The following is a 25973-nucleotide window of genomic DNA, read 5'->3' as shown; positions in this document are numbered from 1 at the left end:
GGGGCAGCATATGTTGGTAAATCTGGAGAAAATCCTGTTGGGATTGGGCGCTTTGGCGGTGATCGCCTTGGGGGTGTTGATCACCTCCAATGTGATCGCCCGCGCGCTCTTTGCTAGTCAGGTGCCCGATAGCGTGACCATGGTGCGAGAGCTCATGGTCGCCGCCATCCTGCTGCCCCTCGCCGCCGCCACCGCTGCCCGCGCGCATGTCTCGGTTGCCTTTGTGACCGACCGATTTCCCGACCGCGCGCGTTCGGTGCTGATCGTGGCGGGCTCTGCCATCGGGATGCTGGCGCTGGCGCCGCTAATCTATTCCGGCGGTCGCGAGTTCTTTGCCGTGGTCGAAAAGGGCAGCTTTTTCTACGGAGACCTCAATCTGCCGAAATGGCCCGGGCGGCTTTTGTTCCTGATCGGGATGATCGCGACCTTCCTGCGGCTGGCCGAACTAACGTGGCGCGATGGGCGCACCGTGCTGGCAGGCGGCGTGGTCTCTGACGAACAACAACATGCGGCCGACCTTCTGGCCGAGAAGGACGTGCTGTAATGGATGCCTCAACCATCGGTATGATCGCCTTCGCGGCGGTTCTGATCCTGCTCGCCCTGCGCGTGCCGATTGCCTTCACGCTGGCGGCAGTGGCAACCGTCGCTACCTTCTTTATCTTCGCCTTCCGCACCGGGACCTTCATGCCCGAACGTGCGATCAAGGCGACGACTTCGATGGTGTTTTCCAACTCCTTCGACCTCATTCACTCTTACGACCTGTCGATGATCCCGCTTTTCGTGGCGCTCGGACATATCGCGTATCGCGCGGATATTACGACGAAAATCTACCATGCGGCCAAGGTCTGGCTGACCCGCCTGCCGGGTGGGGTGGCCATGGCCTCCGTCATGGGCTGCGGGGGCTTTTCCGCGATCACCGGCTCATCCATCGCCTGCGCCTCGACCATGGGTAAGATCTGCACGCCCGAGATGCTGCGCATGGGCTATGACCCGCGTCTGGCCACAGCTTCGGTCGCGGCGGGGGGCACATTGGGCTCGCTCATTCCCCCGTCGGTTCTGTTCATCATCTACGGCATTTTCACCGAGACTTCGATCTCGTCGCTATTCCTCGCGGGTGTTCTGCCGGGGCTGCTGACGTTGGCGGGCTTTGTGCTGGTCATCGCCGTCTGGGTCTGGCGCGATCCGGCGGTAGCACCCTCGACCGACCAACGCTACAGTGCGCGTGAGCGTTGGCAGGCGGCCCTTGATAGCTGGCCCGCGATCCTGCTTTTCGTGCTGATCATTGGCGGCATCTACGGCGGCATCTTCACCGCGACCGAGGCCGCCGCCGTCTGCGTCGTCTCCGCCACGCTGATCGGTTTCGTGCAGCGCAAGCTGGATTGGGCTGGCCTCTGGGCCGCGGTCAAGGAGACCTGCGTGCAGACCTCCGCGATCTTCCTCATCGCCGCCAGTGCCAAGATCTTTGTAGCCTTCGTCGCGCTGACAGGGGTCGCGGGCACCATCGTCGGGTTCGTATCGGATGCGCAGATGTCGCTGGTTGTGCTGATGCTCTGCATTGCGCTGATCTATCTGCTCTTGGGCATGTTCCTTGATCCCATCGGTATCATGGTGCTGACGCTGCCGCTGATGATCCCGCTGGTGGAGAGCTATGACCTTAACCTCATCTGGTTCGGCGTCGTGGTCATCAAACTGCTGGAGATTGGCCTCATCACACCGCCCGTGGGCCTCAACGTCTTTGTCATCGCCAATGTGGTGGGCCGCGAAGCGCCGATTGACAAGATCTTTGCGGGCATCACACGGTTCCTCAGCGTCGACTTCATCGTGCTGATCCTCATCATGTCCTTCCCGATGATCTCGCTTTTGATCCCGATGGCGGCAAGATGAACAAGGCGGCGTCTGATACCGTCACGGACCGTAAGTTCGCCAATACGCTGGCGCGGGGTCTTGGCATTTTGCGCGCGTTCCGCGCCAGCGACAGCGGGCTGAGCCACGCGCAGATCGCCGAGCGGACGGGCCTGCCGAAACCGACCGTTTCGCGGCTGACCTATACGCTATGCGAGTTGGGCTATCTGGCGCATGGCGGGCGGAACGATAAATTCCGGCTGGGGCCGGCGGCGATTGCGCTCGGCTCGGTCGCCTCTGTCGCGGTCAGTTTCGTCGATATGGCGTCAGATGCGATGCAGCAATTGGCCGACGAGACCCGCACGCTGGCGCTGATCGCGGTGAGGGATGGCGACCGGATGATGCTGGTGCGCACTTGGCGTCCGCATACCGCCTCGACCATCTGGTTGGAGCCAGGCCATCGCATCCCGGTCTATGGTTCGTCCTCGGGCCTCGCCACGCTGGCCAGTCTGAACGAAGACCGGTTTGACGCGCTCGACCCGGATGAGCGGCTGCGCAATTTCCGCCGCGAGGGGTATGAGCAATTGCTGGCGCAGGGTTTTGTCCTCGCCCCGCCTGAAACCCGCTATGCCCGCAGTATCAACGCTGTGAGCGTGCCTTATTACGCAGGGGAATTCGGCGAGCCTGTGGCCTTCACCTGCGGCGCTTTGCCGGGCGACTTGCCCGACAGCCGCATTCTGTCACAAGTGGGACCAGCGCTGCGCGACGTGGTCAGCGGCATCGAACAACGCACCGGACGGGCACCGGCCCTGTCCCGGCGCGGATAGATCAAGGAGTTACTGATATGACCGACAAGATTGCCTATTCCCGCCATGACGACATCGTCGTGCTGCGCATCGAAAACCCGCCCGTCAACGCGCTGAGCCAAGCCGTGCGGCAGGGGCTTTCCGACGGCATGGACCGCGCTGAGGCCGAAGACGGCGTGCGGGCCGTGATGATCGTGGGCGAGGGCCGCGCCTTTATCGCGGGCGCCGACATCACCGAGTTCGGCAAGCCGCCGATGGAGCCGCATCTGCCCAGCCTCTGCAACCGGATCGAAGCCTCGCCGCTTCTGGTCGTGGCCTCCATGCATGGCGTCAGCCTTGGTGGCGGTCTCGAAGTCGCGCTCTCGGCGCATTACCGCATCGCCCAGCCCTCGGCCCGCGTCGGTCTGCCCGAAGTGCACCTCGGCCTGATCCCCGGCGCAGGCGGGACACAACGCCTGCCGCGCCTCATTGGCGTTGAACCCGCGCTGGATGCCATCACCACGGGCCGCCACATCAAGGCACCGCAGGCGCTTGAGATGGGCATCGTCGACCGCGTGGAGGAGGGCGATCCGCAGGAGGTTGGTCTCGCTTACGTTCGCGAGCTGCTCGACAGCGGCGCCGAACGCCGCCCGATCTGCGAGATGCCCGCGCCTGCGCCGATCGACTGGGATGCCGCCTATGAAGCGACGCTGAAGAAAGGCCGCGGCCAGATTTCCCCCGCTGAGGCTGTCCGCGCCGTGCAGGCGGGTGTCGAGAAACCCTTCGAAGAGGGCATGAAAGCCGAGCGTCGCATCTTCTCGGAACTGATGAACACCGACCAGCGGCAGGGCATGATCCACGCCTTCTTCTCCGAACGCGCGGTCAGCAACCTGCCCGAGCTGAAAGGCGTCGAGCCGCGCGAACTGAAAGCCATTGGCGTGATCGGCGGCGGCACCATGGGGGCAGGGATCGCTACCGCAGCGCTGCTGTCCGGCTTCTCGGTCGTGCTGATCGAGATGAAGGACGAGGCCGCCAAGGCCGCGCATGAGCGTATCTCCGGCAACCTCCAAGGCGCGCTGAAACGTGGCAAAATCGATCAGGGGAAATTCGATCACCTGACCGGCGACGCCCTCACCGTTTCCACCGAGTACGCCAGCCTGTCGGACGTCGATCTGGTGGTCGAAGCGGTGTTCGAGGATATGGACGTCAAAAAGCAGGTCTTCGGCAGACTCGACGCGGTCTGCAAACCGGGCTGCGTGCTGGCCTCCAACACCTCCTATCTCGACGTGAACGAGATCGCCGCCAGCACCAAGCGCCCCGAGGACGTGATCGGGCTGCACTTCTTCTCGCCCGCCCATGTGATGAAACTGCTTGAGGTCGTTGTCGCCGACAAGACCGCGAAAGATGTGGTCGCCACGGGCTTTGCCTTGGGCAAGGCGCTCGGCAAGATCAGCGTGCGCGCGGGCGTCTGCGATGGCTTCATTGGCAACCGCATCCTCGCCACCTACCGCACCGCGGCGGACCACATGGTGCTGGACGGCGCAAGCCCCTACAAGATCGACGCGGCGCTTGAGAAGTTCGGCTTCGCCATGGGCCCCTTCGCGGTGGCCGATCTGGCCGGGCTCGACATCGGCTGGGCCACACGCAAGCGCAAGGCCGCCACGCGCCACCCCGAGGAGCGGGTGCCGACCTATATCGACCGGCTCTGCGAGCAGGGCCACTTCGGCCAGAAGACCGGCCAAGGCTACTACATCTACGAAAAGGGCAAACGCGGCGGCACGCCGAACCCGGAAATCACCCGCCTGATCGAGGAAGAGCAGAAGGAGCGCGGCATCGCCCCGCGCGAGTTCACCGATGCAGAGATCGTGCGCCGCTACATGTGCGCCATGGTCAACGAGGCCGCCAAGGTGCTGGAAGAGGGCATCGCGAAACGCCCGCTCGACATCGATATGACGCTGCTCTTTGGCTACGGCTTCCCGCGCTATTGGGGTGGCCCGATGAAATGGGCCGACATTCAGGGCCTGCCCAACGTCCTCGCCGCGATCGAAGGCTTTGCCGATAAAGACCCTTGGTTCTGGAAACCAGCGCCGCTGCTGGTCGAACTGGTCAAGACCAACCGCACTTTTGATGATCTGAACAAGGAAGCTGCCAAATGAAACAGGCTGTCATCGTCTCTGCCGTCCGTACCGGGCTGGCCAAATCCTTCCGCGGGTCATTCAACATGACCCACGGTGCCACCATGGGCGGCCATGTCGTCGCCGAGGCCGTCAAACGCTCGGGCGTTGATCCTTCGGCCATCGAAGACGTAATGATCGGCTGCGGCTACCCCGAAGGGGCCACCGGCTCGAACATCGCGCGCCAGATCGCCCTGCGCGCGGGCCTGCCGGTCACCGCCTCAGGCGTGACCGTGAACCGCTTCTGTTCTTCCGGTCTGCAGACCGTCGCCATGGCCGCCAACGCAATCTGCCAAGAGGGCGCAGGCCCGATGGTTGCAGGCGGGGTCGAGAGCATTTCGCTGATCCAGCCGGATGTGAAATCGGTGAAAGAGGCTTGGCTCAAGGAGCATAAGCCCGAGGTCTATATGGCGATGATCGACACCGCCGATATCGTCGCGAAACGCTACAATATCAGCCGCGAGGATCAGGACGCCTATGGCCTGCGCAGCCAGCAGTTGATTGCCGCAGCGCAGGAGGCCGGTCTTTTTGATGACGAAATCGTCCCGATGCAGACCACCATGGGCGTGCAGGACAAGGAAACCAAGGAGATCTCCACCCGCGAGGTCACAGTGGACCACGACGAATGCAACCGGCCCGGCACCACGCTCGAAGGGCTTGCGGGCCTGACGCCCGTGCGCGGCGAGGGGGCCTTCATCACCGCGGGCAACGCCAGCCAACTGTCGGATGGCGCTGCAGCCCTCGTGCTGATGGACAGCAAAGAGGCCGAGCAGCAGGGCCTGCAAGCCATGGGCGCGTTCAAAGGCTTCGCCGTCGCCGGCTGCGAGCCTGACGAAATGGGCATCGGCCCGGTCTTTGCAGTGCCACGTCTGCTGGAACGCCACGGGCTGACTGTCGATGACATCGACATATGGGAGTTGAACGAAGCCTTCGCGAGCCAAGCGCTCTACTGCCGCGATAAACTCGGCATCGACCCCGATAAATGCAACGTGAATGGCGGCTCGATCGCTATCGGCCACCCCTTCGGCATGACCGGGGCGCGGATGACCGGCCATATCCTGCGCGAAGGCCACCGCCGCGGCGCGAAACTCGGCGTGGTGACGATGTGCATCGGCGGCGGCATGGGGGCGGCTGGCCTCTTCGAAATCTACTAAAGGGGGCCGACATGGACCTGAGCTATACAGACGAAGAACGCGCCTTCCGCGAGGAGGTGCGCCAATTCCTCACCGAGAAACTGCCAAGCGAGCTTTCCGAAAAGGTGCGCCGTGGGCAGGAGCTTTCGAAGGATGATCACGAATGCTGGCACGCCATCCTGAACGATCAAGGCTGGCTGGCCACCAACTGGCCCAAGGAGTTCGGCGGGGCGGCGTGGAACGCCGTGCAGCGCCATATTTTCGAGGAAGAGGCCGCTGCCCATCACGCGCCGCGCATCGTGCCTTTTGGCCTGTCGATGCTGGCCCCCGTGCTGCAAAAGTTCGGCTCGAAAGAGCAGCAGGACTACTGGCTGCCGCGCATTCTCTCGGGCGAAGACTGGTGGTGTCAGGGTTATTCCGAGCCGGGCGCGGGGTCGGACCTCGCCTCGCTAAAAACCACGGCGGTCAAGGACGGCGACCACTACATCGTCAACGGCCAGAAGACATGGACCACACTTGGTCAGCACGCCAACATGATCTTCTGCCTCGTGCGCACCGACAAGGACGTGAAGCAGCAAGAGGGCATCTCTTTCCTGCTGATCGACATGGAGACGCCGGGCATCACCGTGCGCCCGATCATCCTGCTGGATGGCGGCGCCGAGGTGAACGAGGTATTCTTTGACAATGTCAAAGTGCCCGCCGAGAACCTCGTCGGTGAAGAGAACAAGGGCTGGACCTACGCCAAGTACCTGCTGACCCATGAGCGCACCAACATTGCCGGTGTGGGCTTCTCCCAAGCCGGTCTTCAGGCCGTGAAACGCATCGCGGAATCCGAAATGGCCGGGGGCCGCCCGCTGATCGAGAACCCGCATTTCGCCGCGCGTGTGGCACAGGCAGAGATTGATCTGATGGCCATGGCGACGACCAACCTGCGCATCATCTCCAAGGCCGCCGCAGGGCAGGCACCGGGGGTGGAAAGCTCCATGCTTAAGGTCAAAGGCACGATCATTCGGCAAGAGATCAATGATTTGGCGCGCCGTGCGGCTGGCGTCTATGCGATGCCCTTTGCCTCGGAAGCGGTAGCGGGCAGCAACGATGCGCTGCCTGACCCGAATGAGGCCGGCCCGGTGGCCGCGCAGTATTTCAACAACCGTAAGCTGTCGATCTTTGGCGGTTCTAACGAAATCCAGCGGCAGATCATCGCCAAGACAACGCTGGGAGGTGCAAAATGAATTTCGACCTAACCGAAGAGCGCCAGATGCTGCAAGACAGCCTGCGCCGTTTCCTGCGCGATAAATACGACACCGCCACGCGCAACGGTATTCTGGAAAGCGGTGCAGGTTTCTCTGCTGACATCTGGAACGGCTTGGCCGAATTGGGCGTCATCGGCGCGCTGTTCACCGAAGACCAAGGCGGCTTTGGCGGCGCGGGTTTCGACATCGCAGTGGTGTTCGAAGAACTGGGCCGCGCCGGTGTGGTCGAGCCACTGCTCGACAGCGCCGTGCTGGCTGGCGGCTTGATTGCCGATCTGGGCAGTGAAGCGCAGCAGGAACATATCGAGGCACTGATCGGCGGCACGTTGCAACTGGCCTTTGCCCATGGCGAGCCGACCAGCCGCTATGACCTTGAGCGCGTCACCACCACCGCGTCGCAAAACGGCGGTGACATCGTGTTGAATGGCCGCAAGGCCGTGGTGGCAAATGCCGAGGCTGCCGATATGCTCGTCGTCTCTGCCCGCGAAAGCGGAGAGGCTGGCGATCAGGCAGGCATTTCGCTGTTCCTTGTGCCAGCGGATACCAAAGGGCTCACCGTCACGGGCTACGCCCTGCTGGCCGGTGGCCGCGCCGCCGAAGTCACACTGGATGATGTGACCTTGCCCGAAAGCGCCCGCTTGGGCGAGACTGGCAAGGCGTTTGACGCTATCGAGGCCCGTGTGGCCGTGGCGACAACTGCGCTCTGCGCGGAAACGCTGGGCGCGATGGAAACCGCCTGCGATCTGACCCGCGAATACCTCGGCACGCGCAAGCAGTTCGGCCGCCCGATTGGTAGCTTCCAAGCGCTGGCGCACCGCATGTCGGACCTGCTGATTGACCTCGAACAGGCCCGCTCTGCCGTGATCAATGCCGCAGGCCATCTGGCTGACGACCGCGCCAGCCGCGAGCGTCACGTCTCAGCCGCAAAGAACCTGATGGGCCGCGTGGGCCGTCTGGTGGCCGAAGATACGATCCAGATGCACGGCGGCATCGCCATGACGCAGGAGTACGAACTGGCCCATATCGCCAAACGCATCGCCATGGCGGACCACCGCTTTGGCGACGTTGATCATCATCTGGAGCGGTTCATTGCACTATCCGCCGCATGAGGCACCGACCAGCGGGGTTCAACAGCTGATCGGGTTTCAACCCGACCTGTCGAACCCCGATGGCAGCACCCGCGTGACGCTCGATATTGGCCCGCAGCATCTGAACGTCTCGGGCGTGCTGCACGGGGGGTTGCATACGTTGCTCTTGGATGTGGCCACGGGCTTTGCCTGCGCGCGCCACTGCGCGATGAGCGGGCCCTTCGTGCCGATGCTGACCCTGTCGCTAACCACCGATTACATCTTGGCGGTGCGCGAGGGGCGGGTTGTAGCGACAGGCCGTGTCACCGGTGGAGGCTTCAAGATACTCTATGCCGAGGCGCAGTTGCATGATGTCGATGGCAAGCTGCTGTCGCGTGCGACGGGCGTTTTCAAAAGGGCGAAAACATGAGCGCACGGATCGAAGACCGCGGCGATCGATTGATCGTCTGGAACGGCAACGCCGAGAAACGCGGGGCGCTGACGCCAGAGCTTTATGAAGCGATTGCAGAGGCAATGCGCATGGCCGAAGACCCGCGCATCCGCGCGGTGATCCTCACCTCCGAAGGGCGCTTTTTCTGCGCGGGGGGAGATCTCAACGTATTGATCGAACGGCGCAAACTGACTGAGGCTGAGCGCCGCGAGCGGGTGGATGGGCTGCACGATCTGGTCCGCGCCATGCGTGCTTGCCCGGTGCCTGTTATCGCCGCCATCGAAGGTGGCGCTGCCGGGGCGGGGCTGTCGCTGGCGCTGGCCTGCGACATGATCGTGGCCTGCGAAGAGGCGCAGTTCACTGCCGCCTATGTGAAGGCCGGGTTGGTGCCGGATGCCGGTCTGACGGCTTCTTTGGCGCGGCTTTTGCCGCGGCCCTTGTCGATGGAGATGTGCCTTCTGGGCCGTCCCGTCATGGCGATGCGCTTTGCTGAACTCGGCGCGGTCAACCGCATCTGCGCCAATGGCAAAGCCTTGGACGAGGCGCTGATGCTGGCCGATACGCTCGCCGCCGGGCCGCGTGCCGCCCAAGGCGCGATCCGGCAGTTGGTGGCGCAGGCCTATGAGGCCGAAGAGGCCGATCAGCTTGATGCCGAACGCAACGCCATGGCCCACGCGGCTGGCGGGGATGAGGCCGCCGAAGGGATCGCGGCCTTTTTGGAAAAACGAAAGGCCCGGTTTTAGCCGGGCAGCGGCCGCCGGAGGAGGGGGTCGCGAATAGGCAGGAGGAGACACCCATGAATGCCAGGGTACAGGATTTTCTAGCTGAGCAATTGGCGACCCGACCAGAGGCGCCGGCGCTGAGTGACGCCAGCGGCGCCGCGTGGAGCTATGCCGATCTGGACCGTGCGCGTGTGGCCTTGGCCGCTGAGTTGCGCAGCGCGGGGGTGCAGGCGGGCGACCGCGTGCTTTTGATGGTGGAAAACTGTGTTGCGGCGGTGGCCTCGCTCTATGCCGCGTGGGAGTTGGACGCGGTGGCGATCCCCGTCAATGCCCGCCAGACCGAAGCCGAAGTCACCCGCATCATCGATCACGCGACCCCGGCGGCGGTGCTGCTGACCTGCGATGTCTCGCCCGAAGCGGCGGCCCATGCGGCGCGGCTGAACGCACGTGAGGTCTCGGGCGCATTCGGCAGCCTGCACCTTGCCACACCGCTCCCCAGCAGTCCCGATGCTGATCTGCATGACGTGGCGGTGCTGCTCTATACCACCGGCACCACGGGCGATCCCAAGGGGGTGATGCTGACCCATTCTAACCTGCGCTTTGGCGCGCGTGCCTCGGCGGACCTGCGACAGATGGTGCCGGGTGATGTGGTTTACGGCGTGCTGCCGATGACTCATGTTTTCGGTTTGGTGTCTGTCTTGATGGCCGCGGTGAGTTCTGGCGCGAAGGTCCGGCAGGAGAGCCGTTTCTCGGCGGCGAAGCTGCATGCCGCAACCCACGAGGATGTCACGATCCTTCCCGCTGTGCCGCAGATGCACGCGCTGGTGATGCAGTACTCGCGCGAACGCGGGATGCCCAAACTCGAAAGCCCCAAGCTGCGCTATGTTTCATCGGGCGGTGCACCGCTTGATCCGGCGTGGAAACGCAAAGCCGAGGCGTTTTATGAACTGCCGCTGCAAAACGGCTTTGGCATGACCGAGACATGCTCGGGCGCCTCGGCCACCACCAACGCGCTTGGCTCGCCCGATACGTCGGTCGGACCGGTCACGCCGGGCACCGAATGCAAGATCGACGACCAAGCCCCCGGCGGCAATGGCGCGGGCGAAGGCGAGGTGCTGGTGCGCGGACCGCATGTGATGAAAGGCTACTACCGCAACCCGACCGAGACCGACAAAGCCATCGACGCCGAGGGCTGGTTGCACACCGGCGATCTGGGCAAGTTGGATGAGAATGGGCGGCTGCACATCCTCGGGCGCAGCAAGGAATTGATCATTCACGGCGGTTTCAACGTTTATCCGCCCGAGGTCGAAGCCGCGTTGAACGATCACCCGCGCGTGGTGCAATCGGCCGTGGTCGGACGGCGGCGCGAAGGCGACGAAGAGGTGCTGGCCTTCGTGCAGGTCGCCCCCGGCGACGAGGTGACGGCAGAGGAGTTGCGCAGTTTCGTCAAAGAGCGGCTGACCGGCTACAAGCGGCCCGCGCAGATCATCGTGGCCACGGACCTGCCCGCCGCACCCACGGGCAAGATCCTGAAACACCGGCTGCTCACGGCCTTTGCCGACCGGCTGGAGGGCTAGGCGCGGCTTGAACCGCGCCCGGCCAGATCAGACGTAGGTGCCTTCGGCGGCGGCGCGGATCGCGCGGATGTTCTCGCCGTAGGGCGCGGGGTCGCTGACCGAGCCGCCCTTGAAGACGGCGGAGCCCGCCACCAGCACATCTGCTCCGGCCTGCGCCACCAGCGGCGCGGTCTTGGGGTCGATGCCGCCGTCGATCTCGATATGCACGGGCCGGTCACCGATCATCGCGCGCAGGTCGCGGATTTTGGCTGTCATGTCGATGAACTTCTGGCCACCGAAGCCGGGGTTCACGGTCATCACACAGATGAGGTCGACCATGTCGAGCAGTTCGGCCACCGCGCTGGCTGGCGTGCCGGGGTTGAGTGCCACACCCGCTTTCGCGCCCGCGCCGCGGATCGCCTGAAGCGTGCGGTGGATATGGGGCGTGGCCTCGACATGGGCGGTGATCACATCGGCGCCCGCCTTGGCGAAGGCTTCGATATAGGGATCGACCGGGGCGATCATCAGATGCACATCCATCACGCCCTTGATATGGGGCCGGATCGCCGCGCACATGGCGGGGCCGAAGGTGATGTTGGGCACGAAATGCCCGTCCATCACATCCACATGCACCCAGTCCGCGCCTTGGGCCTCAATGGCTTCGCATTCGGCACCGAAGTTGGCGAAATCGGCGGCGAGGATGGAGGGGGCGATCTTGATCGAACGGTCGAATGTCATGGGGGCAGCCCTTTGTTGCACAGGTTGGCTCCTCTTAACGGCTGCGCGCTTTTTGCGAAAGGGGTTAGAGGTCGAGTTCCAGCACACCACCCGGCTGGGCTGCGCGGGATTGGCAGAGGATGATCGCGCCTTCGCGCTGTTTAGCGGAGAGCACGAAGTCGCGGTGTTCGACTTCGCCGCCGCGCAGGCCGCATTTGCAGACGCCGCAGATGCCATCGCTGCATTTCAGATCCACTGGCACCCCCGCCGCGATCAGCGCGTCGGCGGCTGTTTCCTCGGCAGAGACGGCGATCTCGCGGCCTGAGGTGAGTTTCAGCGTGAAGGGGTGATTGACGTAGTCCGGCACCTCGGGGGTTAAGAAATATTCCAGATGCCGCGCGTCTTCGGGGATGCCCGCGGCTTCGGCTGCGGCCATGACAGATTGCATATAGGCATCGGCTCCGCAGGTGTAGACATGGGTGCCCGGTGCGCTGCGTTCCATGATGGCGGGCAGGTCGGCGCGGGTGCTCTCAGACGAGATATGCAGGTGCACCCGGTCGGCCCAAGGAGCCTGCGCCAGTTCTTCGGCAAAGGCGGCGGCTTCGCGGTCAGAGGCCGAGTAGTGCAGGTCAAAGGGCCGCCCAAGGGCGTGCAGGCGATGGGCAAAGGCGATCATCGGCGTGATACCAATGCCGCCGCCCATGAGCAGGCTATGCGGCGCGTCCTCTACCAGTTCAAAATGGTTCACCGGCTTGCCGACAAAGATGCGCCGCCCTTTGGTGAAGACCCGGTGCAGCAGCGCCGAGCCGCCCCGGCCCGCGTCCTCGCGGAGCACGGCGATGCGGTAGCGTTTGCGGTCACTCGGATCACCCAGCAGGGAATAGGGGCGCAGGAATTCGGGGGCGACGACCAGATCAAGATGCGCGCCCGCGGTCCATGCGGGCAGGTCGTGGCCTTCGGGGTGGGCGATGTCATAAAGCGCCGTGGTCGCGTTCAGACGAGTAACTTCGGTGATGCGCAGGTCAAGCACGGGGGTGCCGCTGCCGACTTTATAAAGATGCAAATGATCCGTCTCGCCCGCTGCAGTCTTGCGGCGGTGCTCAACGGCGCTCAGCAGGGCCGCATGGGCGGCAATCCCGGCCTCGCGGTTCATCGGATCGGGGTAAGGCCATGGGTGCGGGGCCAGCGGGGCGGGGTAGACGGAGAGGGTTTGGTCCTCGAACTTGAGATCCAGATCGGGTTGCAGATCACGGGCGTTCACCGGCTGGGCAGGCGTGTCGAACTGGCCCGAGGGTTTGCGCTCGATGTCCCACCACCACTTTTTGACCGGGTTCAGACGGCCCTTGCCGACCTTGTCATCCAGCTTGGCCAGCAGCGGTGCGGCGGCGGGGATGTTGGAGGCGGCCCAGCGGAAGGGGGCCTCGGCGAACAGCCCTTCAAGGTTCCACGGGCAGGTCTTCATGCAGCGTCCGCACATCGCGCCGCCTTGGTTGGTGATCCGGTAGGTGGCGCATTTCTGGCTGTCGGATTTCCAGATTTCATAGCCGTTGAACATCTTCTTCGGCCCGGCGGTGATCGCCCCCGAGGGGCATTCGCGGGCGCATTTGTTGCAGGCTTCGCAGAACTTTTGCAGGCCAAAGTCGATGGGCTTTTCATGGGTAACGGGCAGGGTGGTGGTGACCACGCCGGATTTCAGGCGCGGGCCGAGGAAGGGATTGAGGATCACTTCGCCGATGCGAGAGACTTCGCCCAAGCCCGCGAGCAGCAAGAGCGGCGGTTGCAGTACGTCGCCATCCATCACCGTATGCGCTTTGGCGGAATGGCCAAGGTTGCGCAGGTGCTGCGCCATCACGCCGCCCAACATTGAAAACCGCAGATAGGCCCGCATGGATTGCGACACGGCGATCCAATCATCGCCCGAAGACCCCTCCATCGTGTCAAAGCCTTGGTCGATGATAAGGCTCAGCGCTTGGTTATGCGGCGGGGTGATCGGGGTGCCGGTGGCGTCATGGCTGTACCACGTCCAATCGGGGCAGGCCGAGAGACCCGCAGCATCGGACCCCAGAAAATAGCTTGCCGCCTTGAGGTTGGCGGCATTGCGGGCGCTGTCTGTCATCGCAGGGGCGGCATCGTTCACCGGCCCGTCTTGCAGCAAGATCAGCGCGCCCAGCAGGCGGCGCTGCGCGGCGGAGGGGGCGGATTTCACCACATGGTGCCCGCCTTTCATGGCGTTCTGCACCTTTGGCCCCATGTCGCCGAACTGCCCGCGTGCGAAAAGATCGCCGCGTTTCGGCACGCGCGGCACGTTGGGCGCGTCGATATAGGTGGTCGGCTCGTCCACCCGTTTCAGCGTCTCAAACGGATGCGGCCCTGCGGCATAGTCGCGCCGGGCATAAGGATCGACATCGCGGGCGCTGACCCCGCCATGGGTGCCCAGCTGCCAATGCGGGCCTTTGAGCACCGACCACGGTTGTTCGGAGAGCGGAGCGAGCGGCATATCGGGCGCAAGCTCCATGTCAGTCGTCACCACGGCCAATCCGAAGCGTGGACCGATCCACGGCGCTTGCAGCCTACCGTCTTCCCAAACCGCCAGCCCCGCCGCCACGGCCAGTTGGCCGAGGTTCACATCGGCGGTGGTGGCGGAATGCACCTTGGCGGCGAAGCCCAATTGACGGATGTATTCGGCCAGCACGGTGGCGTTCTCGGTCCCGCGTAGGCAGGCGCGCTCGGCTTGGGCGTCGATGATCCAATCGCTACCCGGCTCACCCGCGCGCGGGTCACGGGGGTAGGCGGTGAGGATCACCAGCGCGTGGCTGTGACTGTCAATCGCGGTTTCGGGGGCGTCCACCGCATCGCGCAGGTTCGCCATGATGACATCGACCCCGGCAGCGAGCGACTTGGTCTGGCGGCTGCGCAGGTCATCGGCCAGCTGCGCGGTGCCCTCGCTTCGGCGCGGGGTGGGCAGCCGAGCCTCTTGCGGAAGGGCGCAGACGCCCATCATCGAGGCATCGTTGTAATAACCGAAGGATTTGAGGTGGTTGGCGCGTTCCACCGGGCTGTCGGGGATCACCGCGCCTGCGGTGTTGATCGGCCCATCCCGAAGCACGTCCATCATCGCCTGAAAGGGCGCCATGGCGTTGCAGATGCTCTGCGGCGTCTCGGGCCGCTCAAACCGCAACACCGGGATGGGCGTGTCCGGCAGTTGGTCATGCGGGGCATGCAACCGGCGCAGCCGCTCCAACGGGAAGGGGCCGAGGTGCATAGGGCGGGACTTGGATGAAAAGAGCTTCATGGCAAATCGATGCCACGCTTTGAAATGAGATGCCAGTCCTGGTTGTGGCCGCTGAGGGCGCTCTCGCTTGACTTTCGGCGTGGCCGCCGACCATGCTGCGGCAAAATTGGAGGAGTGAGATCATGACCCTGTTCAACCGCCGTCAGGCCATCGCAACCTTGGGCGCCGCCACGGCCGTGGGGCTGGCGGCCCCGGCGCTGGCGCAGAACCGCAAGATCACCGTGGGCGCGCTGCGTTTCACCAGCCACGCGGGCAGCTTTGTCGGCTTTGAGCGGGACTATTTCAAAGAGGCCGGGCTGGACGTTGAACTGCGCTTTTTCGAGGCCGCGCAGCCGATGGCCGTGGCGATTGCCAGCGGCGATGTGGACTATGCGATCACCGCGATCTCGGGCGGCTTGGTGTCGCTGGCGCAAAAGGGCGCGGTCAAGGTTATCGGTGGCGCGTTGCAAGAAGAGCAGGGCATCGACGGGCAGAAGTTCCTCGTTTCTGATGCGGCCTATCAGGCGGGCATCACCGAACCCAGCATGCTGGATGGCAAAAGCTTTGGCATGACGCAGGCCGGGTCGTCCTTCCACTATATGGGCGCCAAAATGGCCGAGGCTGAGGGGATCAGCCTCAAGTTCAAGCCGCTGCAAAAGGTCGGCGCGGTGATCGGTGCGCTGAAGTCGGGCCAGATCGATGCGTGGTCGATCGTGCCGCATATTGCCAAGCCGTTGGCCGGGTCGGGTGCCGTGCATATCATCGGCGATGTGGCGACCTATCTGCCGGACTATCAGGTGACCACGGTCTTTACCTCGACCAAGAACGCCAGCGAGGAGCAGGAGATGACCAAGAATTTCCTTGCGGGCTATTCCAAGGGTGTTGCCGATTACAACGCCGCGATGATCGCCAAGGATGGCGGCGATGCGGGCGTGGATGAGATGGTCGATCTGATCCATAAATATGTCTACACCGACCGCCCGCGCGACAAGGCTGCTCCGTCGATCATCAACGGCACCATGCGCTTGAACGAAGGTGCGATGCTCAATGTCGCCTCTGTGCGCGACCAGTTGGAGTGGTTCCAGTCCGAAGGGCTGGTCGATGCTGACATCACGCTGGAGACGCTGATCGACACCTCTTATGTCGAGACGATGGGCAGCTAAGCGTGTCGATTGTGTGATATGATTGCTTTGTAAAGGCGCGTTCCCCTCCGGCGCGCCTTTACCTTTTGCTCCCGCAGGTTGGGATTTCCGGCAGGCATCACTGGCAATACAGCGGCGCCAAGATACCTTTGGTGCTGATGCGGGGCCAAGCCCCTGACCATAAAACGGGAATATGCAGTGAGCGACGGCAGTTTTTTCGCCCTGAACGGCTATCATTTCGCCTTGGGGGCCGTTGGGGCCGTGGTGATCCTTGCCCATTGGCTGCCCCGCTTTTTCAGTCGGCGAGAGCCTGCGGCCTCGGGGCTGCTGATCCTTTTGGGGATGGGCGTTTTCGCCCTTGTTCCCGGCATGCCGAGTTTCCCCGACCCGCGCGCCACCCCCTTTCCATGGGAAATCGTGTCGGAGCTTTGCGTGATCGTCGCGCTCTTCGCGACGGGGCTGCGGATCGACAGGCTTTCTGATTGGTCCCGCTGGGGCCCAACGGCGCGGTTGTTGGCGCTGACCATGCCACTGACGATCCTGTCGGTCGCCGTGATGGGCTGGGCCTTTGCCGGGATGACAGCAGCGGGGGCGATCTTGCTGGGCGCGGTGATGGCCCCGACCGATCCGGTTCTGGCCGCCGATGTGCAAGTCGGCCCGCCGCAGGAAGGGGGCGAACATCCGGTGCGTTTCGCCCTGACCACAGAGGCGGCGCTGAACGATGGTTTGGCCTTCCCCTTCGTCTACCTTGGTCTTCTGGTCGCGGCCGAAGGCTTGGCCCCGGCGACTTGGGGCGTGGAATGGCTGGCGCGCGATGTCTTTTGGCGCATCGCTGTCGGCACCGCGATGGGTGCTGCGGGCGGTTGGGCCTTGGGGCAGGTGTTGTTCGCCGTGCCGCGCAAGGCGGTTCTGGCCGAGACATCTTCGGGCGTGGTGGCTTTGGCCGGGGTGCTCTTGTGCTATGGCACCACGGAATTAGTCGAAGGCTATGGTTTCATCGCCGTGGCGGTGGCCGGTCTGGTGATCCGGCGGGTTGAGGCGGACCACGAATTCCACCGCCGCTTGCATGATTTCACCGCTGCTGTTGAACACGCCCTAACGGCGCTGCTGCTGGTGGCGATTGGCGCGGTGCTGCCTGCCTTGCTGGCTGATCTGACCCTCGCCGGTGCGGTGATCGTGCTGGCGCTGATCTTTGTCGTGCGCCCCTTGGCCGGGTGGCTGTCGCTTTTGGGAACCTCGCTAGAGACGCGCCCCCGCTGGGTTGTGGCGCTTTATGGGATCCGGGGGATCGGGTCGATCTACTACCTTGCCTATGCGGCGGGGAAGGTGGAGTTTCTGGACGAAGAGCCGCTTTGGGCGATGGTGGGTTTTGCGATCCTCGTGTCGACCTTGGTGCATGGTTTTACCGCCGGGATCGCGGTGGACGGCCTGAGCCGTAAAGAGGGTGAGCAGCCCTAAGCGCGCCACCGGCGCAGGGCGGTTGCGCCGGGACGCGGATCGCACATTGCGCGCGGGGCGTTTTTGCCGGAAAAGGGCGGCATGGACCTCAAGCTTTCCTCCGTCTGCCATTATTATGGCGATACCCAAGTGCTGCGTGACATCACGCTCGATATTCCCTCTGGCCAGATCGTTTGCATCGTTGGCCCCTCCGGCTGTGGCAAATCCACCCTGCTGCGCATGCTCGGTGGGTTGGAGCGGCCCAGCGAAGGCCGCGTGCTGCAAATGGGCGATGCGCCTGAGGGCTGTTTGAACCCACTGACCTATATCTTTCAGGATTTCGCGCTGCTGCCGTGGCGCACGGTGCGCGGCAATGTGGCGCTGGTGCTTGAGGATCACGGGCTGGGTAAGGCGCAGCGTGAGGCGATCATCGCCGATGTGCTGGCGCGGACCAAATTGACCGATTTCGCCGATGCGCTGCCCAAACAGCTTTCGGGCGGCATGAAACAGCGCGTGGCGATTGCCCGTGCGCTGGCGGTGAATCCGGCGGTGATGCTGATGGACGAGCCGCTGAGCGCGCTCGACAGCCAGACCCGCGAGCTTTTGATGGACGACCTTGTGGCGCTCTGGACGCGGCAGCCGTTCACGGCGGTCTATGTGACCCACAACCTCGCTGAAGCGGTGCGGTTGGGGCATAAGATCGTCGTGCTCTCGCGCCGTCCGGGTGAATTGCGCGAGGTGGTGAACCTAGACATGCCGCTGGCCGAGCGTCGCCATGGCGACCCGGCGTTGGAGGCGCAGCAACAGCACCTATGGGGGCTGATGCGCGATGAGGCCGCGGCGGCGGATGCGGAGTTGATCGATGGCTGAAACGACGGATGTGAATGCCCGCGAAGTAACCTTTCGCGGCGGTGGCTTCCAGCCCGGCACGCGGCGCGGCGTGGGGCTTGCAGTCTTCGTTGTGCTGATCCTGCTGGCGGAATGGGGCACGCGCAGCGGCTTTATCTCGGCCCTGACGTTGCCTCGGCCCAGCGATGTGTTGCTAACGTTTCAAGAGCTTTACCAGTCGGGGTTGTTGTTCAAACACCTCGGCCCCTCGCTGACCCGACTGGCCGTAGGCGCGCTGATCGGTGCCTCGCTGGGGATCGGGATTGGGGTGCTGATCGGGCTGTTTTCTCTGGCCCGCGCGGGTCTGGTGCCGCTGGTGGCAGCGATTTTCCCCATCCCCAAGATTGCGCTGCTGCCGCTGTTTGTGATCTGGTTTGGCATTGATGAGGCGAGTAAATACGCGCTCATCGCCTTTGGCACCTTCACGCCCACGGTGGTCGCCACCTATGCGGCGGTCGACAATGTGGACCGGGTGTTGATCCGGATGGGGCAGAGTTTCGGCCTCGGTTGGTGGTCGATTGTTTCGAAAATCGTGGTGCCCGGCGCGATGCCGGGGATCCTCTCGGGGCTGCGGATTTCGCTGACGATTGCGATTATTCTGTTGGTGGCGGCTGAGATGCTGGGCGCGGAATATGGGATCGGGGCGTATATTTTGCAGGCGGGGAGCCTGTATGATTTGGAGCGTCTGTTTGCGGGTGTGGTGATCCTGTCGCTGCTGGGCGTGGCGGTGTCTGCGGTGGTGGCCTTCGTGGAACGGCGCGTGCTGAGCTGGCGGGTCTGAGGGCCAGCGCCTGCCCGCGGGTCGGCGATCTGACGTAAATTGGTCCCACTTTATTTCTCGGTTTTAATGTGCGGTCCGCGAGGGCACGCCCAGCCTCACCAAATCGCCTACCCGGTCGCACCAAAGGTGCGCCAATATAGGCTGGCACGCCTCCGGCGTGACGGGCGGGCAGGCGATGGCCCGGCGCCTGCGGCTTGATTCCGGGCTGGGGTGGTAGTCCTGAACGGCTTTGCTATCAATGCTGCAACCGCCCTCACCAACGGATCCCCACCATGACCGAACACACCACCACCCACGCCGCCGACGAAGACGTTCGCAACCGCGACATCAAGATCTACGTCAACGGCGACATCGTGCACCGCGACGAAGCCAAGGTCTCGGTCTACGACGCGGGCTTCATGCTGGGCGACGGCATCTGGGAAGGCATGCGCCTGTACAACGGGACATGGGCCTTCTTCGATGAGCATATGGACCGCTTCTTCAACTCCTGCAAAGCGATCTCGCTCGACGTGGGCCTGGACAAAGACGGCATCGCCGAGGCGCTGCGCCGCACGGCAGAGGCGAACGATATGCACAGTGACGTGCACTGCCGCCTAATGCTGACCCGCGGGATTAAGGATAAACCCTTCCAGCACCCCTCGCTCAGCACCACCGGGCCGACGCTGGTGATCATCATGGAGCATTCCAAACCCGTGGATCGCCTGCAATCGGCGGGCATTCGTCTGGCGAGCGTCCCGCAGGTGCGCGGGCTGCCACATAGCCAAGACCCCAAGCTCAACAGCCACTCAAAGCTGAACTGCATCATCGCCTGCCTTCAGGCCGAGGAAGCGGGCGCGGATGAGGCGCTGATGCTTGACCCGCATGGTTTTGTGAACACCACCAACGCCTGCAACTTCTTCATCGTGCGCCGGGGCGAGGTTTGGACTTCGACCGGGGATTACTGCATGAACGGGGTGACGCGGCAGAAGGTGATCGACCTGTGCCATGAAAACGGCATCCCGATGCGGGAGAAGAACTTCTCGCTCTACGAGGCTTATGGCGCGGATGAGGCCTTTCTCACTGGCACCTTTGGTGCGCAGACGCCGGTGGCAGAGATTGACGGCAAGACCATCGGCAGCGGAGAACGGCCCGTCACCAAACGCATTCAGGCGCTTTATAAAGAGCTGATCAAACAGCACACGGCCTGAGGGCCAAGCGGTGCCCGCCCCCGCGAAGGGGCGGGCGGCATTTTGCGAAACCATGCGTTTCAGCAACGGCACACGTCGCAGCAGCCGCAATCCAGCAGCACCATGGTCAGCGCGCCCTGTTTGCGCTCTGGCATGGTTCCGGGCGCAAGCGCCGAGAACGCCCCAAACAACACCACCACCGCCCAGAGGCAGAGGTGCCGAAGCGGGCCGGTCAACGCCTTGCGGCGCATCCTGCTGCTGTTTTGGGGTTAGTGTTTTTGCGCGTGCGCGCCGTGATCCGTGGCGCCCGCATCATGCCCACGGCGGCTTTCGACGTTGAATATCACCTCCAAGGTTCCGGCCTTTTCAAAGGTCAGGGTGGCGGGGATTTTCTCGCCTTCCTCGAAAGGGTCACCGTCGAGGCCCATGAACATGATATGCAGCCCTCCGGGCTTAAGCGTCACCGTCTCACCTGCGGGCAGATCGAGGCCGTCGATATGCGACATGCGCGCGACGCCCATATCATCGGTGGTCGTCTGATGGAGGGAGACTTCGTCGAAGCCCTCGGCGCTGATGCTGACGAGGCGGTCTGCGCTGTCTCCGCCATTGGTGATTGTCAGATAGCCGCCGCCGACGCGGGCGGTTTTCGGTGTTTCAAAGGCCATCGGATGATCGACGGTCAAAGCACCGGCGGTGTACTCATGCGCGGCGGCGGGCAGGGCAAGTAGGGCAGCCAAGGCTGCGGTATAGAAAGATTTCATTGTCGTGGTCCATTGTCTGAGTATTGCGAAAGAAGCGATGGCTCAGACGAATGGCGGCCCCCGGACAGGCGGGGGCGCCCCTGCAGGGCTGCGCGGTGCGCCGAGGGCACGGGCCACGCGCGGCGTGGCAAAACGCAGCCTCCCGCCCGGGAGCAAGACATCTGCCGGGGTCGGCAAGATCAACGCATTGACGATCCGGCAGGCTTCGCAATCCAAGGCTGCATGGTTCTGCCCTTCGAGCGGGCCGTCGCAAAGATCGCTCAGCGTGCCGCCCGCTTGGATAAAGGCGATAAAGGCCGGGTCTTGCTGTACCTGCGCGGTCGCACGATGTGCGAAGGGCAAGCTAGCAAGGGCCAGCACCAGCAAGACGGTCAGGTAGACCCGGAGCGAGGATATGCGCGAAACGGCGGACATGCGCGCTGATACCGCGGCTGACGCCGCAACGCTATAGGGCGCTTTGGTCTGCGACGTGATGTCGTAGGGCAGGCTCCGTGCGGTAGTCGGTGTTGGCTATCGGGGGATTGTGTTGGCTGGGATGGTAGGATTCGAACCTACGGTACACTGTACCAAAAACAGTTGCCTTACCACTTGGCTACATCCCAACACAGGGCGCTAATTAGAGTTCTCTGGCCCGGGGTGCAAGACCCGTTTTTGATAAATTAGCCTATTCTTCGGCGGCATCAACGGAGAGCAGGTCTTTGCTGGGCAATTCGGCACGTTCCTGCGCGACGATGCGGGTCAGCTCACGCTCGGTTTGGGGTGCGACGGGCAGTGCAGCGGCGGGATTCGCGGGCGCATCCGGCGTTTGGGGCGAATCGTGCGGCGCGGCGGAGGACGATTCGCTTTGGGTGATAAGCCGATAGGCGGGAGGCTCTGCGGTGAGGCCCGCCGCGTCAAAGGCGGCCAGCGTCAGGCGAATCGCTTCGCCGCGCGCCGCGACCAGATCGGTGGTCTCTTGATTGATCCAACCGGCGAATTGCATGTTGATCCAGTGATCAGCGACCTCCTCCACCCAAGCGGCGGCTTCGGGGCTGGGCAGGACAAAGGGAAGGGCATTCAACACCTCCAGCGCCAGTTCCCGGGCGCGGGCCAGATCGGCATCGCTGGCCACCGAAAGGGTAAAGGTGAACCGCCGCTCGGCGTTGCGTGAGTAGTTGATGATGCGGCTTTTAAAGACCGTGGCATTGGGAATGCGCACATGATTGCCATCGTAGCTGAGCAAGATCGTGGCGCGGCTGGTCAGGCGGATCACCTTGCCGGTGTCGCCGTCAATCTCGACCGTGTCATTGGGGCGGAACGGCTGGCGGATCGACAGCATGATGGAGGCAATGAAGTTCTCGACCGTGTCGCGCACCGCGAAACCGATGGCAAGGCCGACGATCCCCGCCGCTCCAAGGATGCCCGACAGCAGCGCCGTCGCCCCAAGAATATCAAGCGCCACGACCAGCGCCGCGATGATAAAGGCCAGTCGGATGATCTGGCGGTAAATGTCAGCGATGAAGGCGTTGGGGGCGAGCCGCTTCCACGGGTTGCGCAGCCGCGCTAGTGCCAGCCCGGCAACGACGATCAGGGCAAAGACCCCAAGCGCCACTAGGGCCAACGGAAGGAGGGCCACGGCCTGCTCCATCCGCGCCGTGAAGCGGTCCACGGCAGGGTTGAGCCGTTCGGAAACATCGGTGCTCTCGCGGACCTCGTTGCGGATTGCGACCACCCCTTCGACACGGCCTGCGAGCTCGCTCAGACGTGCGGCGCTGGCGGTGTCGAGCGTGGTGCCGCGCAGGGTGACGATGCCGGAAGAAACCGAGACGCTGACCTTCTCAAATCCTTCAAGCTCGCGCAGGATGGCGCGGATGCGGTTGGCGATGGCGGCGTCTGCCGTGGCGTCCCCTTCGACGGCGATGGTGCCTTCGGGCTGGTCGTTGTCCTGCGCCGACGCAGGGGGCGCCGGCAGGGCAAAAAGCAAAAGCAGGCACAGGATCAGGCGGGGCAGGGCAGCAATCAGGCGCATGGGGGTCTCCGTCGACGGACAAGGCCGCCGCCCCTTCATGAGGGCGGTGGCTTGGTCAATTAGTGCGCTACCCCTGACAATCGAGCAGCACCGCGCCGTTGCGATGTCCTGCCTCGACCAATTGATGCGCACGAGCGGTCTCGGCTAGCGGCAGGACCGTATCGACGGGACAGCGCAGAGCCCCGTCTTCCAGCGCGTGATGCAGTCGTGTGATCGCCTGTTCGCGCGGGCCGGTGGGCAGCAGGTAGATCAGGATGATGTCGATGGTCACGGCTTTGAACAGCAGCGGGTAGAAGGGCAGTGTGGGCGACATTTCCGCCGCCGAGCCATAGGCGGCGATGCGGCCATTGGGGGCGATGACCTCGGTGTCGGTCGTGAGGTTCAGGCCGAACTCTGTATCGACGATGGTCTCGACAGGCTTGCCGCCGTTGGCATCCAAAACGGCGGCGGCGAGGTTTGGGTCAGCGTAGTTCAACACTGCATCGGCGCCAGCCTCGCGGACCAGATCATTGTCGCGCGGGCTGCAGGTGGCGATCACCTTGGCCCCGCCCCATTTCGCCAATTGCACGGCGAGATATCCCACGGTTCCGGCACCGCCTTGAATGAGCACCGTCTCCCCGGCCACGCCGCCGCCGCCGAAAACGGCGTGGCAGGCCGTCAGCCCCGGAATGCCAAGCTGCGCGCCGGTCTCAAAAGAGACGCCTTTGGGCAGCGGCACGGCCTGATGCGCGGGCAGGGTGATCTGCTGTGCCGCCGTGCCAAAGGCGCGCTGCCATTGGCCGTTCCAGACCCAGACCTTTTGACCCACACGGGCAGGATCGACGCCCGCACCCACGGCGATGATCTCTCCCGCGCCGTCGCTGTGGGGGATGACCTGCGGGAAGGGTGGTTTGGTCACGCCGGGGCGGGTGCCTGCGCGGGCCTTTACATCCGATGGGTTCACGCCCGAGTGGCTCAGCGCCACGCAGACCTCGCCGGGTTGCGGGGCGGGGCTATCGATTTCTGACAGACGCAGCACATCTGCGGCGGCTCCGAATTGGTCATAGGTGATGGCTTGCATGGCGCTCTCTCCGGCTTGAATTTTGCCGGCAGAGTGGCGCAAGCGCCGGGATCATGCAATTGGCCTGAAAGGCGGTGTTATTCGCGCAGTTCCTTGGGGCCAACACCCCAAAGCCGCACTTTGGGGGCCCAGCCGGTAAAGCCGCCCGAACGCAACTCGCACCATTCAAGCGTGCATTCGCCCAAGCGCGCCACCACGCCCAGTTCCAACCGCGCCACCACGGCGGCCTTTGGGTCTGGATTGACGTGAAGCTGCAGCATGTCTTGCTCAACCAGCACGGTGCGGGTGCCTGACAAAAGCGAGTAATGCACCCAGCCGCCCATGCCGTCGCGGTCCTCTACCCGGCGCCAATGGCCGTGTTCGGCGGTGATCCTAAGCGGCAGGTCGCGGCGTTTGTAGACCCAGTCGATCCGGTGCGACAGCGACGGGCCGCGGCGGACGTTGCCCTCTGAGGCTTTCATCGAAACGAAACGGGGGAGGGGCAGGTTGGTGACCTGTCCGCGCGCCTCTTGTGCGACGCCGGAGGTCGCCTGCGCCAAAAGCAGCGCGCCCACCATCAGGGCACTGCGAAGGAAAGCGGTTATCATGGAATTGCCTGCTATGCGGTTCACTGCTGTGGGTCGGTGCTGTGCAAATCTGCGGGTTATTGTTGCTCTTTTTCCGGCGCGAGTTCTTGTGCCTCGTCGCTGCATGAGACACCATGCCTGTGAAACGAGGCGACGCCAAGACCGGGAGAGCAGGCATGTCAAAGAAGCGGTTGAGTGTTGTAGTGACGCGACGGTTGCCAGAGGCGGTGGAAACACGGCTGTCAGAGCTGTTTGACGTGACCCTACGCGAAGATGACAAGCCCATGACCCGCGAGGAATTGGGCGCGGCGATGCGCCAAGCGGATGTGCTGGTGCCGACGATCACGGATGAGATCGACGCGCCGCTGATCACCCAGGCGGGCGAGCGGTTGAAATTGATCGCGAATTACGGTGCGGGGGTTGACCATATCGACGTGGCGACCGCGCGCCAGCGCGGCGTACTGGTGTCGAACACCCCCGGTGTGCTGACCGATGATACCGCCGATATGACCATGGCGCTGATCTTGGCCGTGACCCGCCGCATGCCCGAGGGTATGGCGGTGATGCAGTCCGGCAATTGGGATGGCTGGGCACCGACCGCGCTGATGGGCGGTCGGGTCGGCGGGCGTCGTTTGGGCATTCTGGGCATGGGCCGGATCGGTCAGGCCGTGGCGCGCCGCGCGCGGGCCTTTGGCATGCAGGTGCATTACCACAACCGCAAACGCCTGCGTGAAGAGGTCGAAAGCGCCTTGGAGGCGACCTATTGGGACAGCCTTGATCAGATGGTCAGCCGGATGGACGTGATCAGCATCAACTGCCCCCATACGCCCAGTACCTTTCATCTGATGAACGCCCGCCGTTTGGGGCTGATGAAGCCCGACGCGGTGATCGTGAACACCTCCCGCGGGGAGGTGATCGACGAGAACGCCCTGACGCGGATGCTCCGTGCGGGTGACATCAAAGGCGCGGGGCTGGACGTCTACGAGCATGGCCGCGAGATCAATCCGCGCCTACGAGAGCTGAAAAACGTCGTGCTGCTGCCGCATATGGGGTCGGCCACGCTGGAGGGCCGGATCGAGATGGGCGAGAAAGTCTTGATCAATATTAAGACCTTTGATGATGGTCACCGTCCGCCTGATCAAGTTGTGCCCTCCATGCTGTAAGCCCGCGGGCGGCGGCGGTATGGCGGCTAT

Annotated in this window: 24 protein-coding genes and 1 tRNA gene; 16 read left to right on the top strand and 9 right to left on the bottom strand. The window is 63.8% G+C overall.

The genetic code is table 11. The features are described from left to right. Positions 1-10: 10 nt before the first annotated feature. The 10 genes from T8A63_RS15020 to T8A63_RS14975 are packed head-to-tail and all read left to right on the top strand — an operon-like array spanning position 11 to position 11004. Positions 11-544: a TRAP transporter small permease gene (locus T8A63_RS15020; protein ID WP_067627369.1), complete on the top strand. Its 534-nt coding sequence runs from the start codon at positions 11-13 to the stop codon at positions 542-544. Continuing rightward, positions 544-1884: a TRAP transporter large permease gene (locus tag T8A63_RS15015; protein ID WP_322344271.1), complete on the top strand. Its 1341-nt coding sequence runs from the start codon at positions 544-546 to the stop codon at positions 1882-1884. The genes T8A63_RS15020 and T8A63_RS15015 overlap by 1 nt, the downstream gene beginning before the upstream one ends. After that, on the top strand, positions 1881-2669 hold the full coding sequence (locus T8A63_RS15010; RefSeq protein WP_067629997.1) for an IclR family transcriptional regulator: 789 nt from the start codon (positions 1881-1883) through the stop codon (positions 2667-2669). Before T8A63_RS15015 ends, T8A63_RS15010 begins: the two co-directional genes overlap by 4 nt. A gap of 17 nt (positions 2670-2686) precedes the next feature. Then, entirely contained in the window at positions 2687-4783 is a 2097-nt protein-coding gene (locus tag T8A63_RS15005; RefSeq protein WP_067629994.1) for a 3-hydroxyacyl-CoA dehydrogenase NAD-binding domain-containing protein, read from the top strand. Continuing rightward, on the top strand, positions 4780-5955 hold the full coding sequence (locus tag T8A63_RS15000; protein WP_322344270.1) for an acetyl-CoA C-acyltransferase: 1176 nt from the start codon (positions 4780-4782) through the stop codon (positions 5953-5955). The genes T8A63_RS15005 and T8A63_RS15000 overlap by 4 nt, the downstream gene beginning before the upstream one ends. Before the next feature lie 11 nt (positions 5956-5966). Beyond that, a complete protein-coding gene (locus T8A63_RS14995; RefSeq protein ID WP_322344269.1) occupies positions 5967-7166 on the top strand; it encodes an acyl-CoA dehydrogenase family protein in 1200 nt (399 codons plus the stop codon). Then, complete coding sequence (locus T8A63_RS14990) at positions 7163-8296, top strand: acyl-CoA dehydrogenase (RefSeq protein ID WP_322344268.1); 1134 nt, start codon at positions 7163-7165, stop codon at positions 8294-8296. The genes T8A63_RS14995 and T8A63_RS14990 overlap by 4 nt, the downstream gene beginning before the upstream one ends. Continuing rightward, positions 8277-8684, top strand: coding sequence for a PaaI family thioesterase (locus tag T8A63_RS14985; protein WP_067629985.1), 408 nt, complete (start codon positions 8277-8279; stop codon positions 8682-8684). The genes T8A63_RS14990 and T8A63_RS14985 overlap by 20 nt, the downstream gene beginning before the upstream one ends. Next, positions 8681-9448 carry an oxepin-CoA hydrolase, alternative type gene (locus tag T8A63_RS14980; RefSeq protein WP_300055947.1) on the top strand — a complete coding sequence of 256 codons (768 nt, stop codon included), beginning with the start codon at positions 8681-8683 and terminating at the stop codon, positions 9446-9448. The genes T8A63_RS14985 and T8A63_RS14980 overlap by 4 nt, the downstream gene beginning before the upstream one ends. Positions 9449-9501: 53 nt before the next feature. Continuing rightward, complete coding sequence (locus tag T8A63_RS14975; protein ID WP_322344267.1) at positions 9502-11004, top strand: class I adenylate-forming enzyme family protein; 1503 nt, start codon at positions 9502-9504, stop codon at positions 11002-11004. 27 nt (positions 11005-11031) lie between these two features. Here the strand turns inward: T8A63_RS14975 and rpe are convergent, their stop codons facing one another. Both rpe and T8A63_RS14965 read right to left on the bottom strand, forming a co-directional pair. Continuing rightward, a complete protein-coding gene (gene rpe / locus T8A63_RS14970; protein ID WP_322344266.1) occupies positions 11032-11721 on the bottom strand; it encodes a ribulose-phosphate 3-epimerase in 690 nt (229 codons plus the stop codon). Between the two features lie 64 nt (positions 11722-11785). Further along, positions 11786-14992: a 4Fe-4S double cluster binding domain-containing protein gene (locus tag T8A63_RS14965; protein WP_322344265.1), complete on the bottom strand. Its 3207-nt coding sequence runs from the start codon at positions 14990-14992 to the stop codon at positions 11786-11788. Between the two features lie 122 nt (positions 14993-15114). Between T8A63_RS14965 and T8A63_RS14960 the strand changes: the two genes are divergently transcribed. The 5 genes from T8A63_RS14960 (at position 15115) to T8A63_RS14940 (ending at position 20406) form a co-directional block, all read left to right on the top strand. Next, positions 15115-16134, top strand: a complete 1020-nt coding sequence (locus T8A63_RS14960; RefSeq protein ID WP_322344264.1) for an ABC transporter substrate-binding protein — start codon at positions 15115-15117, stop codon at positions 16132-16134. Between the two features lie 177 nt (positions 16135-16311). Then, positions 16312-17571 carry a cation:proton antiporter gene (locus T8A63_RS14955; RefSeq protein ID WP_322344263.1) on the top strand — a complete coding sequence of 420 codons (1260 nt, stop codon included), beginning with the start codon at positions 16312-16314 and terminating at the stop codon, positions 17569-17571. Between the two features lie 81 nt (positions 17572-17652). Next, positions 17653-18420, top strand: a complete 768-nt coding sequence (locus T8A63_RS14950) for an ABC transporter ATP-binding protein (protein ID WP_067940056.1) — start codon at positions 17653-17655, stop codon at positions 18418-18420. Next, on the top strand, positions 18413-19219 hold the full coding sequence (locus T8A63_RS14945; RefSeq protein ID WP_322344262.1) for an ABC transporter permease: 807 nt from the start codon (positions 18413-18415) through the stop codon (positions 19217-19219). Before T8A63_RS14950 ends, T8A63_RS14945 begins: the two co-directional genes overlap by 8 nt. A gap of 272 nt (positions 19220-19491) precedes the next feature. Then, entirely contained in the window at positions 19492-20406 is a 915-nt protein-coding gene (locus T8A63_RS14940; protein WP_322344261.1) for a D-amino acid aminotransferase, read from the top strand. Positions 20407-20465: 59 nt separating this feature from the next. Here the strand turns inward: T8A63_RS14940 and T8A63_RS14935 are convergent, their stop codons facing one another. From T8A63_RS14935 to T8A63_RS14905, 7 genes are all read right to left on the bottom strand, one after another. Next, entirely contained in the window at positions 20466-20636 is a 171-nt protein-coding gene (locus T8A63_RS14935; RefSeq protein WP_161487407.1) for a hypothetical protein, read from the bottom strand. A gap of 18 nt (positions 20637-20654) precedes the next feature. Further along, a complete protein-coding gene (locus tag T8A63_RS14930; RefSeq protein ID WP_322344260.1) occupies positions 20655-21146 on the bottom strand; it encodes a copper chaperone PCu(A)C in 492 nt (163 codons plus the stop codon). A 42-nt stretch (positions 21147-21188) separates the two neighbouring features. Continuing rightward, positions 21189-21560, bottom strand: coding sequence for a polyketide synthase (locus T8A63_RS14925; RefSeq protein ID WP_322344259.1), 372 nt, complete (start codon positions 21558-21560; stop codon positions 21189-21191). Between the two features lie 113 nt (positions 21561-21673). Next, a tRNA-Gln gene (locus tag T8A63_RS14920) sits at positions 21674-21748 on the bottom strand. 62 nt (positions 21749-21810) lie between these two features. Beyond that, on the bottom strand, positions 21811-23154 hold the full coding sequence (locus T8A63_RS14915; RefSeq protein WP_322344258.1) for a mechanosensitive ion channel family protein: 1344 nt from the start codon (positions 23152-23154) through the stop codon (positions 21811-21813). Between the two features lie 67 nt (positions 23155-23221). Continuing rightward, positions 23222-24214, bottom strand: a complete 993-nt coding sequence (locus T8A63_RS14910; RefSeq protein ID WP_322344257.1) for an NADPH:quinone reductase — start codon at positions 24212-24214, stop codon at positions 23222-23224. Between the two features lie 77 nt (positions 24215-24291). Further along, positions 24292-24801 (bottom strand): SH3 domain-containing protein, encoded by a 510-nt coding sequence (locus T8A63_RS14905; RefSeq protein ID WP_120350271.1) that lies wholly within the window; start codon positions 24799-24801, stop codon positions 24292-24294. Positions 24802-24956: 155 nt separating this feature from the next. Here T8A63_RS14905 and T8A63_RS14900 point away from each other — a divergent pair, with 155 nt between their 5' ends. Then, complete coding sequence (locus T8A63_RS14900) at positions 24957-25943, top strand: 2-hydroxyacid dehydrogenase (protein WP_120350272.1); 987 nt, start codon at positions 24957-24959, stop codon at positions 25941-25943. Positions 25944-25973 lie beyond the last annotated feature (30 nt).

This window comes from Sulfitobacter sp. OXR-159 (assembly GCF_034377145.1).
In the GTDB taxonomy this organism is placed as follows: Bacteria; Pseudomonadota; Alphaproteobacteria; order Rhodobacterales; family Rhodobacteraceae; genus Sulfitobacter.
Note: the sequence above shows the minus strand (reverse complement) of the source record. Positions and strands in the feature narration are given on the sequence as shown.